Source organism: Anaerotaenia torta (genome assembly GCF_050433395.1).
GTDB lineage: Bacteria > Bacillota > Clostridia > Lachnospirales > Lachnospiraceae > Mobilitalea > Mobilitalea torta.
Map to the genome: position 1 here is coordinate 1 of NZ_JBNPXH010000018.1, position 15,722 is coordinate 15,722.

Sequence of the window (15,722 nt, forward strand, 5' to 3'; positions counted from 1 at the left end):
GTCAAATCGAAAATGATGTAAACGAAAGGGCAGTTACTGGCAAGCAAAAGCTGCTTTTTCGTTTACACCATCATCGATTCTAACCTAAAGAATTTTAAGGTGCTGATATTGGCCTTCTTTAAATCATTCTCATCCAATTCCAGCTTATTGTCCTTGCCAACGGTAATCCCTGCCTCAGAGAGCAGCTTAGCATTTTCCTTCGTCATGCCGGTCATCCAGGCCGCATGTCTGAGAACGCCCTTCGTATCGGAATCTCCCGCCTGCTCCACCATGTCGTTGTAATCCTTAACAAAGCTTTTCACCGCCTTGGTAATAGCGGCCCAGTCATAATCCTCGGTAACGGTTTCCTTTCCATCCTCGCCCTTCGCCGTTATCCTTTTCTTTTCCCAAAGAGATGCCGTGTTCAAAGCGTCCGCGGATTTCTTAAGAGCATCCGCGCTGCTCCTGGTAAGAGCAAGGCTCTGCGCCGTATCACCGGAAGCCGGGGCCGAGGACCCGTCCTCCTTTTTCACATCCTGCTTGGAATAATAAGCCTTCAGCAGCCTCTGATAGCTTCCGCTCCTGATGCTGGCATAATCCGATAAATTGATGCCGCTCATGGGAGAATTGGCGCCCGACGTGTTTGAAAATAAACCTGAATTGCGGTTGGTATTATATTGGTTGCCGAAAATATTAGATATCCCTGCCATAATAATCTCTCCTTATGATTTGTATTAATTAATCTATCCTTCATCCTTGTGCCCGTATATTTTCGTATATGTAATGAATAGAAACTTTCCGTTATCTATATCATCGGCTAAAACCCCTTATTTCTTTAGGGAGATATCTTGACCGGATCGTTTTATTTTAAACAGGAGACGATTTGAAGTGCCTTATATATAAAGCTCTAGAAGTATAGTACCGATAATGATGTGCATATAAATAATGAACATTGGTAGTTCAACAATAATCTGTCGCCTTAATCAAGTATTTTGGGTACGAGTTGCCCCGTAATTCTGTTCCATGTTATTTTTATCTTTGTAATCTTTCCCGCTTCTGCCATAATATAATTTTTGCGCAGTCCACATTTAAAATCTATCCTGACATCTTCACTGATTGGTACCTCCAGCACGTTATCCCTTGCTAAATCCCCAACAAATTCTCCATTGATTCGTATTTCTACGCTCGGATTGATTACAAATACTTGTGTATACCCATAAATAATAACTTTACTATTACTGCTTAATGGATAACCGCATTTTATACAGTTCGTCGCTTTATCGGATATGCTTGCGCCACATTCAGGGCATTCAATAATAGCCATGTACCTTCCCCCTATCTATGTATTTAATTAAATAATAGTCCGCTTTCTTCCAACTGTCAATTCAGGTGTCAGGCACCAGATAGTGATTTATGATAGATATACCTCCAATTATTTGTTATAATGGTAAGTGTTGTAATAGTGATATATCTTAAGGAGGGAGATCATGAAGAGAATTGTATCATCATTATTAATATTTGTCATGTGCCTGTCTTTATCCATGCCTATATCAGCAGGTGCTGCCACAATTAAAATCAGCAAGGCAAAGGCTACCATGGAGGTCGACTCAACACTTGTTCTGAAGTTAAGCGGTACAGATGACAAAGCAGCCTGGAGCACGAGTAAAAAGACGGTTGCATCTGTTAGCAGCAATGGGGAAATTACTGCAAAATCACCGGGACAAGCTACGGTTACCGCTACTGTCAACAAGAAAAAGTACTCCTGTACCGTGACGGTTGTGGACAGTAATGCCGATAACGCAGTAGCTGCTCCTTCGCCCAGCCCGGCCCCAACACCAACTCCCACTAAGACGGTATCCTCAGACGAAAAACAGAATGAAAAGAGCATTACCGTATATGTAACTAAAACCGGTTCAAAATATCATAGGAGCGGCTGTCGGTATCTGAACAAAAGCAAGATATCCATTGATCTATCTTCTGCAAAATCCATGTACACGCCTTGCAGCGTTTGCAATCCTCCAAAATAATTATGACCCCGGCCAGCAATGACCGGGGTCTCTATAGGGGTTCCTACAAAATTATCTGAATCACAAAATCACAGGCCTTCCGTTTTACCTCCGCCCCAGCTCTTCTATCACTCAAAATGAATTGTGGGCTTTTGCGACTACAACTACCATGGGTTATGGCGGTGCCTGACACCGGGTTTTATTTTTTTCAACCCCTTACCGTTTTTTGCAGCAGCACCAAAACCAGCGCAATCACGCAGGTGGCTGCAGCCACAAGAAATGACGCGGTATATACGCCGCTTTTGACAAACATATTGGAGATAATGGGAAATACCAAGGCGGAAACGCCAAAAACGGCACGGAAGAAATAGCAAAAAATTTAAGTAGTTCGGGACTTAATGTAACATCACTCACATCATCGGATTTAGAAAAAGAAGGGAACGCAGAACAAGTTGTAGCGGAAGCCCTTCAAAAATTAGGTGGGCTTGATGGCTTAGTTTTAAACCATGCTTATTCTATGTGGAGCGAAATCGGCCAATGGACAGCAAAGGACATAGACTCTCATCTGCTTGTAAATGTTCGCGCCTCCATGATGATGATTCAATCGTTTGTTAATCAAATTGATACCTCGAAGGACAACGCAATTACACTTTTTACAAGCGGTCAGTATTTAAGTCCTATGCCAAATGAAATCGCTTATTGTATATCGAAAGAAGCTATTATTTGCTTATGCCGTCAATCGTCATACTTGCTTGGAGATAGAAACATCCAGGTTAATTGCATAAACCCCGGGCCGAACGACACGGGTTATTGTTTTGGCGATGCATACGATGATATGGCAAAGCGCTTTCCGTCAGGGCGTTGGGGAACGCCTGACGATGCCGCCGATTTGGTGCTTTTTTTACATAGTTCTTACGCGAAATGGATAACAGGACAAATCATAGCAAGTGACGGCGGAGTCAAGAAATATTGGAAATAATAATGAGCCGGTGTTTGAGACCAATCAATCTCAACCGTTTTGGATCGTGACCTTTTTAACCGTTTTCCTTTCGCCCGGTATTCTGGCCAACGGTAGTGAATCCTTAACCATATACCTTATCTGAGGGGTGAATATAAATATGGGGGTATTCCCCAATCCGTCACTGAGCACCAGTATACCCGGTTCATTGATATACACCTCACCGCTTCCGGTGGTATTTGTTGCGGCACCAAAGGAAATCTGATCCCCTACCGACATGGATGACTGTACAGCAAGGATATAGTCCGTATCACAGCCTGGAGAGTAGGGATCGGGAGGCGTCAGATAGGCGATGCCCGGATCATACACCGAACCCGCACCAAGATATATCGCGGCGATTCTGCTTAACGATACATATCCGTAATCCGAGCCGTTCTGTATGATTAACAGTCCCGGCTCATCGGCGCTGGGAGCAGTATATACTCCAATAGCTACCCCTGACAACGTAGCCAGTTGGTCTACAAACAAGGTCATGGTAGTAGCGGGATATAGGACCGCTATCTGCTCCAGCAGATTAGCCAGCTGCCTGATGGCAAAGCATCCTGTGCTGTCCGCCATTGTACCCGTAGCCCCAGTATCGCCCGTCGGGCCAGTGGGACCGGTGGCTCCCGTAAGACCAGCTATTCCAGCAGGACCAGTTGCTCCGGTAGGACCGGTAATTCCCTGTTCTGAGGTTGCCAGCGCACTCTGCATCTTATTCTTACACAGCAGTTGATTCTGGCCAATCGTATCCAACATTGATCTTACGCTATCATTGGCCGCAAGTATGTCCTCCACAGTTGCCGGCGGTCCGCTGATACCGGGCAGGGTTCCCAGTACATACTGGAGCTTCTCCCCCTCTGCATTGATGATATGGCTTAAAGCCAGTTCCTCCATGGCAATAGAGGATAATATCTGATTCACAGCATCCTCCCTTGTAATCGGCGGGCTGATTGCCGGAAAATTAGGCATAGACATATTAAATACACTTCCTCTCTAAATAAACAGATGTCTTACTATAACTTCTTTTATAACTTAGTTCAATAACATACTATGAGCGACATCGCCATATTGTTACATAAAAACTCTATATTCGTCATTAACCCCGTATCATTGACATTAGGGCCGGCATACGATACGCTCCTTTTCCTTAATCTTCAAGTACGTCCATATGATAACCGGATAACCATCATTTAAATATTACATTTGTGTTACGCATATGTTACAATTCAATTGTTCCTAAGAGATAGTAATCTTCATAAGGAGGCAGACATTATGTGTTTTAAATTTAGCTCATGCAATTTCAATGATTTGTTAAATCAGATTTTAAAATACTGTAATCTTGGAAATTAGTTTTAGCTCCCCCGGGCCCGTCCATTGCGATGGGCCCTTTTTTCAATTCATGAATCGCTTAATAAATTTAAAAAATACTTAACACGAGAATAGTAGGCGCGGCTATACTTGCGACGCAAGTTCTAAGCGACTACGACAAGAAAAAGCAACAGAGTAACATATTAAGCCAGTTGGGAATGACAGAGAAGCAAATATTAAAGCTCGGAACACGCCAACTATTTATATTATTCGTTCTCCCGATTCTTCCTGCAATAATCATTGGTGTTAGCCTTATAGTATCTGTGGCAAATAATATGCAGCATAGCGAGTATGGCATGTATAGTTTCCCAATTTTTGAAAATAAAACTTTGGATTTTTCAGACAATTAGTATTTCAATCATATTCTTCATGCTTTTGTACGGCGTTTACTATATTGCAGCTCGATTCAGCTGCAAAAAGCAGTTATAGGTTACATCAACATAAATAATACATTGCCGCCCAACGGAAATAAAAAAAACGTTGTTGTGGCGGAATAATAAATTTCATTTTTTACTACGGAACAAACTCTCAAGAAGTCCAGATTTTATATGGGTTTGAGCGACTATCGACTTACCAAAACCAGGACAAGAAAAAAGCACCTACCCCACAGCTCCTATGTCTGCAAAATAGATACTTTGTAAGTGCATCTCCAGGGGCTCGAACCCTGGACACCCTGATTAAGAGTCAGGTGCTCTACCAACTGAGCTAGAGATGCTCATGTGCTTGTCCTTGTTTTGTCTTCATCACCGGACGCAAGTGTTATTATATATAATCCAGAAACAAATTGCAAGTGTTTTTTTTATTTTTTTTAAAAAATCAAAAAACTGCTGTCAAATCCCTTGCAACCTTCGATGAAATGGGAAGAAAATTGTTGATTCCACAAGCTTTTCTTCCCATTTACACCGATTATCATCTTATTTGTGAGCATCCAGCTTTGCCTGAAGTTCCTGCTTCGACACCAGCCCGATGATTTTATCCACCGGCTCGCCGTTCTTAATGAACATCAGCGTGGGAATTGTCATGATACGATACTTTTCCGCAGTCGCCTGCTCCTGATCCACATTCAGCTTTCCAATCTTGAAGGTTCCCTTATATTCATCAGCCAATTCAGCTACAATCGGCGCAACCATCTTGCAGGGACCGCACCAATCGGCATAAAAATCCACCAATACCGGAATATCTGACTCTAATGCCTCTTTTTGAAAATTCGCATCTGTAAATTGAAATGCCATTTGTTTTCCTCCATTCCTTATCTCAGCCGGTGTCTTTGTCCTGGTATACAGCGCTGCTTTCCCAGCCTTCCGGTTAAGAATTCATCCTATAATTAACTAGTATCTCAACAATTGCTATTATTATGTGGTTACAAGGATATATTATATCAGTATCTACAAAAAAACAAGTATGAAAGGCTACTTTTTCTTTTTCTTCTTGGTACCTTTATTCAATATGCCCGCCACTTCATCCCAGGACTTCTTTATTCTGAGAATCTTCCGGTCGATCTTCGGATTGGTTCCGGTAACCTTAGCAACCTGGGACCTCCAGCCCTTGCTCATAGCATCACCCTGCCTGCTTATTTATAACATTCTATGAACCATCGGCAGAATTAATCCCCCGGTAAGCCACCAATCTGTGAATTGGATTCCCCTCGGCAGAAAAACGCTCCTCATATTCCGTCATGATATTTCCTTCCACATACTCACTGTGATGCAGATCATAAGTGACTTCCTTCAGCTTCCATCCCGCGGCCGCCGCCTCTTCCACAGAAAAATCAAAAAGCATACGATTATCCGTCTTAAAGATCACTTCTCCTTCTTGCTTCAGGCAACGGTCGTATTTGGCCAGGAACTCTCTGCTGGTCAGCCTGCGCTTCGCATGGCGGTCCTTCGGCCAGGGATCGGAAAAATTCAGATAGATCCGGTCTATCTCCTCCCTGTCAAAGATCTCACCCAGATATTCCGCGTCGAAGCGTATAAAATACAGATTCGGCAGCTCCATCTCCGCCCTTTTCTCCAGGGCCCGAAGCAATACGCTGGAATATTTCTCAATACCGATATAATTAATCTGGGGATTGGCCGCAGCAAGCTCCATAATAAATTTTCCTTTTCCCATACCAATTTCCACATGCAGCGGGCGGTCATTGCCAAAGAGACTTTTCCACCGGCCCTTTTGCCGCTCCGGTTCATGGACTACCGCCTCATTGGCCGCAACCATTTCTCTCGAACCTCTTATATTCCTAAGTCTCATGTTCCTTCTCCATTCTGATGAAATACTGCGAATGATACGGAGTCCTTCGCGTCTCCTATTATAAAAGTAATCTACCGCTTCGTCAATTGTTCCTTTCGGTAAAAAAACTCCTTTGAAAACACTGGCTCATATAGTATAATGTCGACAGACATTATACTGCGCCGACCAGCGGGCGTGCGCATCATGGCACGCAGTGCCTAGCGTGAACACCTGTGTTCATGCTATAATGTCGACAGACATTATACTGCGCCGACCAGCGGGCGTGCGCATCATGGCACGCAGTACCTAGCGTGAACACTTGTGTTCATGCTATAATGTCGACAGACATTGTATACTATGGATTGTGATATTAGGGAATAATCCGCATGAAAGGAGAACGGAAGAATGAAGGTAGTCGCAATTAACGGAAGCCCCAGACCAAGAGGAAATACTTATACCGCATTAAAAACCGTATGTGATGAGCTGGAGAAGCAGGAGATCGAAACGGAGATTCTTCATGTGGGCAATCTGGAGATAAAGGGATGTATCGGCTGTAACCGCTGCCGGGGAGGCTATTGTGTCTTCTCCGACGAGGAACTTCGTGCACTGGTGGATAAAATATATGCTTCCGACGGCATCCTATTGGGAAGCCCCGTCTACTACGCCGGCATTGCCGGCACCATGAAAAGCTTCCTCGATCGGTTATTCTACCCCAACCACGGTCGGCTGCGCTTAAAAATCGGCGCCTCTATCGCGGTTCCCCGCCGCAGCGGCGGTATCACCACCTTTGATCAGCTGAACAACTATTTTCTGATCTCAGAGATGCTCATCGCTCCCTCCTACTATTGGAATGTGATCCACGGCGGAGCTCCCGGCGAGGTGACCCAGGACGATGAGGGCATGAGCGTGCTGAGGAATTTGGCCAATAATATGTCCTGGATGTTAAAGATCAAGGATTACAGCAAGGCTGTTCTTCCTGAACCTGACCCAGTTTCAAGAAAGTGGACTAATTTCATACGCTAAACATCCGCTTTGATATTTACACCGGACATCCCTTATAGTAAAATATTATCTGCTATCGTATGAAAGCTCCGGGTTCACGCCCGCTGAAATTCGTCCCTGTGATAAATCCACGTTACTCCAGGAGGTTTTTATGAAACGGCAAATAACTGCTCTTACGAGCTTAATTCTTATATTTCTGTCACCCTTGTTCTTTGCAGCTTCTGCGAAGGCTTCTTCCGTAGAAGCCGGCAAAAGCTGGCCGGAAGGGCCCCAGGTTTTTGCAGAATCTGCAATTGTAATGGAGGCCTCCACCGGACTTATCCTTTATGAGAAGAACATGGACGAGGTTCATTACCCCGCCAGTATTACCAAGATTATGACGGCCCTGCTGGCCATTGAGAATTCCAACCTGGGCGATATCGTTACCTTTTCAAAAAAATCTGTTTTTGATATCGATGTGGACAGCAGCCGCATCGGAATTGATGTGGGCGAACAGCTTACCATGCAGCAATGCCTCTATGCCCTTCTTCTGGAATCCGCCAATGAGGTAGCTTATGCCATGGCCGAGCATGTGGGCGGCACCATGGATGAATTCGCCAGGATGATGACGGAGCGCGCCCGGGATCTGGGCTGCAAAAATACGAATTTTGTCAACTCTCATGGCCTTCATAATGAGAATCATTATACTTCCGCTTATGATATGGCCCTGATCACCAGGGAAGCTATGAAAAATGAAACCTTCCGCAAGATTTTCGGAACCAGGACCTATCGGATTCCCCCCACTAATATCCAGTCTGAGACCAGGTACTGCGCTAACCATCATAAATTCATCCTGAAGCAGACCTACCATTACGATGACTGCATCGGGGGCAAGACAGGCTACACCTCCAAATCTAAATATACTTTGGTATCCGTAGCCAAGCGCGGGAATCTGGAATTAATCTGCGTCATTATGAGGGATGATACCAGCGCGCATCAGTATACCGATACCCAGAAATTATTTGATTTTGGCTTTGATAACTTCTCCGTTTACCCCATCGGAGATCAGGAGACAGCCCAGGTATTGGATGAATCCCCCATGTTCACCCGGTATAATCCCCTGTTGAGCAAGACGGCCTCTCCCATCATTACAGATAAAAACGGATATTTGATTTTACCAAACAGCGCTTTTGCACCGGATGCCGTCAAGGAGATTACCTTCTATCCTCCCTCGGAACAGACTGCGGACCCGGACTCTAATAAAGTCATCGGGAAGATTTCCTATACCTATCAGGGGAAATATGTGGGCGGAGCGGACATCCTGTATCACAGTACGGAATCACTCCGGCTGGCCCAGAGTCCACCCCCTGCCGAAGAAAACCACCCTACTTCCTCCCCTGAGGATCCCGTGCCGGAGAAGGCTGAGAAAAGCCTTCGCCCGATTATTCTCGGAGGTATCATAGGGCTGTTTGTATTAATCGTTGTAGCCTATTTTATCCTGGTGGAACGTCCCCGGCTCAAACGCAGAAGCGCTTATTATAAGAAGCGCGCACGCCGCAAAGCATACCGGGATGATGATTTTCTGAATTTGTAGACTATTGGCCAAAGGAAGCAAACAGCTGGGCTATTTCATCCGCGGACAACGCTTTATTGGGATCGCCATGTAAGGAGGCGCTTTCCGCTGCCGAGGCCTGTTCCGTCATGATTTCGCCTGCTCCTGCGGCTTCTTCCTCTTTCCCGGATTCCGTTTTCTCCTGAATGGATGCAGCGGTCTCCGGGTTTTTTTCTTCCCAATCATCCCAGCCTTCCGCAATCGATTCTTTCGCAGCCATTTCCTCCGCGGCTGCAGGCTCTTCTGACAGCCAGCCTTCATATGCAATGGCAGCCGTCTCCTCCTGAGCCTGTGTGTATTCCCCTATCTTTTGCTTCTCCTGCATATCACCCTGGTAAGAGATCCTTTGCAGGGAAGAGATGCTCTCTGCAATTCTTTGAAGCAATTCCCTTGTCTCTGTCTGATCTCCGGTCTCCTTCACCGCTTTTATCAGCTGTTTGGTATTCATCTTATTATGATTGATTTCCATATTAAGAATGTTTTTCTGACCTTCCAGCTCTTTTCTTTGCAGCAGCTCCAGCGTCTCTACCCGCTTTTGCATTTCCTCCAGCTGGGCCGTTATTGCCGTCATATTCTTCTTGGTCATCCCATAGGCTGCCTTCTGAATATGAATCAGCTCCGTCAGCTGTTCCTCTCTTCGCCGGATCTCTTCCCGGTACATCCCGTCCAAATAATTCCTTATACTCTTTCCCTGTTCTGCCAGCTTACTGCGGATAGAATCCAGAAGGAGATATCCGGAAATCATCAATACAATTCCTATTCCGATTACACTGATATAATCCCCGTTGCCTCTCTGAATAAAATACGCCTCTGTTACAACTGCCCCCAGAAAAAATAAGCAAAAAAAAGTAGTCCCTAATCTCTTCATTTTCCATGCGCCCCCAAAATAGTCCAATTTTACTATATATCGTCATTTTTTTTAAAAGAGTTTACTTCCGGGGCTAAATTTTTTGTATACCCTCTACAGAGCTTCTTCGCTCAACCGCTTCAGGACTTCTCTTCGATAAGGGATGGATACGGCGGCACCCGCTCTGGATACCGCAATGGACGCAGCCATAGAGGCCTGCCTCAGAGTCTGTTCCATGGGCAGGTTATTGAGTAAACCGGCCAGAAAATAACCGGTAAAGGTATCACCGGCAGCAGTGGTATCAACCGCCTCTGCCTTGAAGCTATTGCATCGCCAGGTTCCCTCCCCGTCCTGATAATACGCTCCCTTTTCTCCCATGGTCAGCAAAACCCCGCTTTCCGGGTATCTGCGGCGAATTTCCTCCAGGATAGCCTCCGGCTCCTGATATCCGCTTATGATCTCCCCTTCTATCTCATTAATAAGAAAGAGGGATACATATTCCAGGGGTAATTCCTTCAGAAGGTCATCTGCCGGGGATGGGTTAAATATGATTTTCATTCCGATCTTATGAGCCTGTTCCATGATCAAGCCCAGGTGATTGATTTCATTCTGCAGCAGAAGATAGTCCCCCTTATCAAAACCGCCTATGACAGAGCGGATCAGGGATTCATCCATATCATGGTTGGCCCCTCCGTACAACAGAATGGCATTCTGGCCGTTTTTATCCACTTGTATGATTGCACAGCCGGTTCGTAATTTGGAGATCTGTATATGGTCGGTATTTACCCCGTAGTCCTCCAGGAATTCTAATAAACTTCTGCCGTCGGAGCCGATTTTCCCCGCATGGTGTACCGTAAGTCCTGCTTTTGCAAGAGCGATGGAATGATTCAGACCCTTTCCTCCGCAATGGATCTCCAGCTTATGGGAGGAGATGGTCTCCCCAGGGTTTACAAAATGATCTACCGAGTATACATGATCCAGATTTAATGACCCAAAATTCAATATCCGCATTTTATCCTCTCTTCCCGTATCGATGCCATAAGCTGCTCTTTCCCAAGTATTAAGGCTTCAGAGATTCCTTCACCATATTCAAATGATAACGGATGCTGGCCTTTGCCTCCCGTTTATCCCTGGCCTTGATGGCATTGACAATGGCCAGATGCTCCTGATTGATGCTTTCCTTGCGCAGATTCTTTCTGGATGAAATCGATGTGATTTCATTGAAAATATCATAATAAGTATCAATAAAGCTGACAAAGATGGTATTCTGTGAGAATTCAGCCAGCCGGTAATGAAAATAATAGTCGGCGGAATGCTCCATCTCTGCTGTAGTCTCTGTCTGAATCAAATCATAAAGTTCATTGATCTGTTCCTCTGTCGCCAGGTCAATGACCTTCTCCACGATTCTTTTTTCCATGCATTCCCGCACCTCAATCAGGTCCAGATAGGTGGCCTGCTTCATTGAGATGGCCCAGCTCTCATTCAAAAGGTCCGGGGCGCCTGTTTTGATAAAGGTACCTTCCTTGGGCTTCCGGTAGATAATATTTCTGGCCTGAAGGGTGGTCAGCGCTTCCCGCAGGATACCACGGCTTACCTGCAGGGCATTGGCCAGATCCGGCTCGCTGGGAAGCTTGTCACCGGGTTTTAGCTGTCCCGATTTAATCTGTTCCGTTATCACATTGACAACCTTGTCCGATAGTCGTTCATTCACTATTGCAGGAAATTTCATATTAACCTTCGTTCCTTCCTAAATAAGCATTCTTCCACTCTTGTTTAACAATTAGATCATACAATCATTACATATTTTTGTCAAGGATAATATAAGACCTATCCGGAAGGAAAGCTTGTACATTCCTTTCCAATAATATTAAATAATCAACAACATAAAAATAAATTTGAAATAAATAGTGTACAAAACCAACATAAATTTATATTGACAGGGCTATCCCGGAGTGATACAATGCAATTGTTAAACAAATAGACTAAAATACAAAAGGCTGGTGTAAAAGTGAAGAAATGTAGCATTTTATCTCCCTGTGGAATACTGGGATATGGCTTTCCGGAGGAATCCTTTTTCAATGGCATGGCCATGAATCCGGATGCAATCGTGGTCGATGCAGGTTCCACGGATGCCGGCCCCCACAAGCTGGGTGCGGGTGTCAGCATTGTAAGCAGAATGGCCGCCAAGAAGGATTTGTCCATCCTTATCATAAATGGAATCAAACATCATATTCCTGTCATTATCGGCTCCGTCGGCGGCGCCGGCGCAAAGATACATGTACAATGGACCATGGATATTATAGAGGAGATTCTGAGAGAAGAAACCATCTGTGCCAGGCTGGCCGTCATCCACGCGGATGTGGATGGGAATTTGGTTAAGAAAGCAATCCAAATCCATGATATCTACCCCATGGGAACCAATATTCCGGAACTGACGGAGGAGATTGTGGACACAACGGATCCCATCGTAGCCCAGATGGGCCACGAACCCATTATCGAAGCGCTTAATCAGGGCACGGATATCATTGTATGCGGAAGAGCCTATGATCCGTCCATCTTTGCCGCGGTGGGCATCCGGGGGGGATTTGATCCGGGGCTGAGCTACCATATGGGAAAGGTTCTGGAATGCGGGGCCTTATGCGCCGAGCCCGGCACCACAAAGGACTGTATCCTGGGAATATTATATGAAGATTCCTTCACTGTCCGCGCGTTAAATCCGGTGCGCCGCTGTAATGTCACCAGTGTCGCGGCCCATACCTTCTATGAGAAAGAGAATCCATGCATCCTGCATGGGCCCGGCTTCACCCTGGATTTAACCGGATGTACCTTTACCCAGGAGGATGAAGAGACCGTCCGGGTACGGGGAAGCCTGTTTATACCCGATGAACCGTATAAGGTGAAGCTGGAGGGCGCAAGACAGGTTGCATACCGCACTTTTGTCATCGGAGCCATCCGGGATCCCTTGCTGATTTCCCGCCTGGATGAAATCGAAGCAAAGGTCAAGCAAAGCGTGGTTCACTATCTAAAGGAAATTCCGGAAGAGGAATACCGGATGAATTACTATAATTACGGAATCAATGGTGTGATGGGAAGCCGGGAGCCGGAGACCTTCCGCGGTCATGAGGTCTGTGTGGTTTTTGAAGCTCTGGCCCGGACCCAGGAGATTGCAGATGCCATCTGCGCCTGTATGCGTTCCACCTTCCTGCACTGTGATTACGAGGGAAGAAAGACTACCGCGGGAAATCTGGCCTTTCCCTTTGCCCCCAGTGATATTTCCTTCGGACCGGTCTATGAATTTTCCGTATACCATCTGATGAAAATACCCGACGGAAAGTCCATCTTTCCCATTACATATCTGGCCTATGAAAAGGGGGAGCGGCAATGAAACGCTTATATGATATCGCCAAAATCATTCGCAGTAAAAATGCGGGCCCCTTCTCCATTACCCTGGATATCCTTTTTTCTTCGGAAAAGGATTATGAGGCGGTGAAAAAAGCCCGGCTGATCTCCAGGGAAAGCATCGCCTCCGCTTATCAGATTAAGGAGGAGGACATAACGGAGCTGGTTTTCTTTGATCAGGCCCTGGGAATTAAGGTGACCTTCAACCGGGAGATCTCCTCCGGGACCTCCGGTGACCGGGATGTCTATGGAGCCCAGCAGCATGCGCCTTTGATGGCCATTTCCTTTGATGAAGCAATTTTGAGCTGACTGAGCCGGGAAGAAAGGAGGATTCCATTTGCGCAGTAAAGAGAAAAAACAACGGCAGGCAGCAAGACCCGCAAAAGGCCTGCGCCTCACCATACAAAACCAGAAGTACCTGTTCCTGATCGCCATTCCCTGCCTGATCTACATAGCAATCTTTTTCTATATGCCCTTATACGGATGGCTAATGGCTTTTGTAAAATATAAGCCCTCCCGGGGAATCCTGGGCAGCGATTTTGCAGGACTGCATTATTTCAAGGAATTTTTTACGGATCCGGATCTGGGTAAGATCGTCAGGAACACCCTGGCTATGAGCTCCCTGAACCTGATCGCCATTAATACCTTTCCTATCATCCTGGCCCTGCTGATTAACGAGGTGTCCCATAAAGCCTTTAAGAGAACCATCCAGACACTGACCTATCTGCCCCACTTTGTATCCTTTGTGGTAGTAGCTAACATTTTCCTTACCCTTCTGGGCGGCAACGGACCTGTCAATGATGCTCTGAAATCCATGGGTGTGGTGGAGACCGCCTATAAGTTCTGGCAGGAGCCCTCCCTGTTCTGGCTCCTTGCAACCTTTGTCAGGGTGTGGAAAGAGGTGGGATGGGGCGCCATCATCTATCTGGCCGCTTTGGCCGGAATCGATCAGGGTCAGTATGAGGCGGCGTCCATTGACGGATGCGGAAGAATACGAAGAATCTTTTATATTACCATTCCGAATCTGATGCCCACGGTGATGGTGCTCTGGATTACCAACATGTCCGGACTGTTCTCCGCCAGCTTCGATGCCTCCTATATGCTGGGGAATGCCACCACCAGCGGGGTTGCGGAGGTTATTGAAACCTACATTTATAAAATGGGATTATCCATGGGAATGTACTCCTATTCCACCGCCGTCAGCTTAATTCAAACCGTCCTGGGCTTCCTGCTGGTCTATCTGACCAACAAGCTGGCACAGAAAACAACCGAGTTCTCTCTGTGGTAACATGGACCATTTCAAGTGATTATGCGATAAAAACCGGATTTTGTATATGCAGAAATGAGGTAAGAAATGAAACGAAAAGAAGGTAAAAGTCATAACAGCAGGTCTGTCAAGAGCAAGGGGGATATGGTTTTTGAAGGCATTATCATAGTTATTCTGTCCGTCGTTGGAATTACCATGCTGTATCCTTTCCTCTATGTGCTGGCCATATCCTTGAATCACCCGGCGGATACGGAGCTGGGCGGAGTCTGGCTTTATCCGCGGGTTTTCTCCACAGAAAGCTACCGGCTGATCTTCCAGGAGGGTGAATTATTTCTGGCAACTCTGGTGAGCGTAGCCAGAACGGTGATCGGAACCTCCCTGACCGTACTGGTATCCTCCATGTTTGCCTATCTCTTTACCAGAAGTGATTTCCTGATTTATAAGCCTCTCAAGGCCATATTCTTCTTCGCCATGTTTTTTGGCGGCGGCGGGTTGATCCCCACCTATGTGCTGTACTTAAATCTGGGGCTGTACAATAATTTCCTTGTTTATATCATTCCTTTTATTATTAATCTATGGTATGTGGTGCTGTTCCGGACCTATTTCCGGTCCGTGCCGGCGGAGCTCCTGGAGGCTGCCAAGGTAGACGGCGCCCATGATTTAAAGGTATTTTTCCGCATTCTGATGCCCGTATCAAAGCCGATTTACGCAACCGTAGGATTATACGCGGCAGTAACCCAATGGAACTCCTATAAGGACACCCTGTATTACACCACCGATACGAAGCTGAGAACCCTGCAGTACATTTGTATGGAGATGATTAAGAAAGCGGAGGGGGAGAAAATGATTGACCGTGCCACCATGTTTGAGATCTTCCATGGGGAAGCGGTAACGGCAGATCCCTTGTCCCTCCGGATGGCAATCACCATTGTTACCGTTGTTCCCATTATCTGTGTTTATCCCTTCCTGCAAAAGTATTTCATGAAGGGAATCATGGTAGGCTCCATGAAGGGATAGGAGCCGGCAGCAATAAAGATGTT

Annotated in this window: 18 protein-coding genes and 1 tRNA gene; 9 read left to right on the plus strand and 10 right to left on the minus strand. The window is 45.9% G+C overall.

The window, feature by feature from the left end; all coding sequences use genetic code 11:
- Window positions 1–62: 62 nt before the first annotated feature.
- Both HNQ56_RS22645 and HNQ56_RS22650 read right to left on the minus strand, forming a co-directional pair.
- Complete coding sequence (locus HNQ56_RS22645) at window positions 63–689, minus strand: hypothetical protein (RefSeq protein WP_429150640.1); 627 nt, start codon at window positions 687–689, stop codon at window positions 63–65.
- A 269-nt stretch (window positions 690–958) separates the two neighbouring features.
- Entirely contained in the window at window positions 959–1,303 is a 345-nt protein-coding gene (locus HNQ56_RS22650) for a zinc ribbon domain-containing protein (RefSeq protein WP_429150641.1), read from the minus strand.
- A 163-nt stretch (window positions 1,304–1,466) separates the two neighbouring features.
- Between HNQ56_RS22650 and HNQ56_RS22655 the strand changes: the two genes are divergently transcribed.
- A complete protein-coding gene (locus tag HNQ56_RS22655; RefSeq protein ID WP_429150642.1) occupies window positions 1,467–2,006 on the plus strand; it encodes an Ig-like domain-containing protein in 540 nt (179 codons plus the stop codon).
- A gap of 292 nt (window positions 2,007–2,298) precedes the next feature.
- Window positions 2,299–2,964, plus strand: a complete 666-nt coding sequence (locus HNQ56_RS22660) for an SDR family oxidoreductase (protein ID WP_429150761.1) — start codon at window positions 2,299–2,301, stop codon at window positions 2,962–2,964.
- Window positions 2,965–2,994: 30 nt separating this feature from the next.
- On the opposite strand, the gene HNQ56_RS22665 is transcribed toward HNQ56_RS22660, so the two are convergent.
- Window positions 2,995–3,954 carry a collagen-like triple helix repeat-containing protein gene (locus HNQ56_RS22665; RefSeq protein ID WP_429150644.1) on the minus strand — a complete coding sequence of 320 codons (960 nt, stop codon included), beginning with the start codon at window positions 3,952–3,954 and terminating at the stop codon, window positions 2,995–2,997.
- Window positions 3,955–4,424: 470 nt separating this feature from the next.
- Here HNQ56_RS22665 and HNQ56_RS22670 point away from each other — a divergent pair, with 470 nt between their 5' ends.
- Window positions 4,425–4,703 carry an FtsX-like permease family protein gene (locus HNQ56_RS22670; protein ID WP_429150762.1) on the plus strand — a complete coding sequence of 93 codons (279 nt, stop codon included), beginning with the start codon at window positions 4,425–4,427 and terminating at the stop codon, window positions 4,701–4,703.
- Window positions 4,704–4,995: 292 nt separating this feature from the next.
- On the opposite strand, the gene HNQ56_RS22675 is transcribed toward HNQ56_RS22670, so the two are convergent.
- From HNQ56_RS22675 to trmB, 4 genes are all read right to left on the minus strand, one after another.
- Window positions 4,996–5,068: transfer RNA gene (locus HNQ56_RS22675), tRNA-Lys, on the minus strand.
- A gap of 199 nt (window positions 5,069–5,267) precedes the next feature.
- Complete coding sequence (gene trxA, locus HNQ56_RS22680) at window positions 5,268–5,585, minus strand: thioredoxin (protein ID WP_429150646.1); 318 nt, start codon at window positions 5,583–5,585, stop codon at window positions 5,268–5,270.
- A gap of 177 nt (window positions 5,586–5,762) precedes the next feature.
- On the minus strand, window positions 5,763–5,906 hold the full coding sequence (locus HNQ56_RS22685) for a hypothetical protein (protein ID WP_429150648.1): 144 nt from the start codon (window positions 5,904–5,906) through the stop codon (window positions 5,763–5,765).
- Window positions 5,907–5,937: 31 nt separating this feature from the next.
- Entirely contained in the window at window positions 5,938–6,597 is a 660-nt protein-coding gene (gene trmB, locus HNQ56_RS22690) for a tRNA (guanosine(46)-N7)-methyltransferase TrmB (RefSeq protein WP_429150649.1), read from the minus strand.
- 384 nt (window positions 6,598–6,981) lie between these two features.
- On the opposite strand from trmB, the gene HNQ56_RS22695 reads away from it, so the two are divergent.
- Together HNQ56_RS22695 and HNQ56_RS22700 are read left to right on the plus strand one after the other, a co-directional pair.
- Window positions 6,982–7,599 (plus strand): flavodoxin family protein, encoded by a 618-nt coding sequence (locus HNQ56_RS22695; RefSeq protein ID WP_429150651.1) that lies wholly within the window; start codon window positions 6,982–6,984, stop codon window positions 7,597–7,599.
- Between the two features lie 130 nt (window positions 7,600–7,729).
- Entirely contained in the window at window positions 7,730–9,151 is a 1,422-nt protein-coding gene (locus HNQ56_RS22700) for a D-alanyl-D-alanine carboxypeptidase family protein (RefSeq protein ID WP_429150653.1), read from the plus strand.
- Window position 9,152: 1 nt separating this feature from the next.
- Here HNQ56_RS22700 and HNQ56_RS22705 read toward each other — a convergent pair whose 3' ends face one another.
- The 3 genes from HNQ56_RS22705 to HNQ56_RS22715 form a co-directional block, all read right to left on the minus strand.
- Complete coding sequence (locus HNQ56_RS22705; protein ID WP_429150655.1) at window positions 9,153–10,037, minus strand: hypothetical protein; 885 nt, start codon at window positions 10,035–10,037, stop codon at window positions 9,153–9,155.
- A 93-nt stretch (window positions 10,038–10,130) separates the two neighbouring features.
- On the minus strand, window positions 10,131–11,027 hold the full coding sequence (locus HNQ56_RS22710; RefSeq protein ID WP_429150657.1) for a ribokinase: 897 nt from the start codon (window positions 11,025–11,027) through the stop codon (window positions 10,131–10,133).
- A gap of 49 nt (window positions 11,028–11,076) precedes the next feature.
- Complete coding sequence (locus tag HNQ56_RS22715; RefSeq protein WP_429150659.1) at window positions 11,077–11,727, minus strand: FadR/GntR family transcriptional regulator; 651 nt, start codon at window positions 11,725–11,727, stop codon at window positions 11,077–11,079.
- 297 nt (window positions 11,728–12,024) lie between these two features.
- On the opposite strand from HNQ56_RS22715, the gene HNQ56_RS22720 reads away from it, so the two are divergent.
- The 4 genes from HNQ56_RS22720 (at window position 12,025) to HNQ56_RS22735 (ending at window position 15,699) form a co-directional block, all read left to right on the plus strand.
- Entirely contained in the window at window positions 12,025–13,401 is a 1,377-nt protein-coding gene (locus tag HNQ56_RS22720) for an acyclic terpene utilization AtuA family protein (protein ID WP_429150661.1), read from the plus strand.
- Window positions 13,398–13,724 (plus strand): DUF4387 domain-containing protein, encoded by a 327-nt coding sequence (locus tag HNQ56_RS22725; protein ID WP_429150663.1) that lies wholly within the window; start codon window positions 13,398–13,400, stop codon window positions 13,722–13,724. Before HNQ56_RS22720 ends, HNQ56_RS22725 begins: the two co-directional genes overlap by 4 nt.
- A 28-nt stretch (window positions 13,725–13,752) precedes the next feature.
- Window positions 13,753–14,703, plus strand: coding sequence for an ABC transporter permease (locus HNQ56_RS22730; protein ID WP_429150665.1), 951 nt, complete (start codon window positions 13,753–13,755; stop codon window positions 14,701–14,703).
- A 66-nt stretch (window positions 14,704–14,769) separates the two neighbouring features.
- Window positions 14,770–15,699, plus strand: coding sequence for a carbohydrate ABC transporter permease (locus HNQ56_RS22735; RefSeq protein WP_429150667.1), 930 nt, complete (start codon window positions 14,770–14,772; stop codon window positions 15,697–15,699).
- Window positions 15,700–15,722 lie beyond the last annotated feature (23 nt).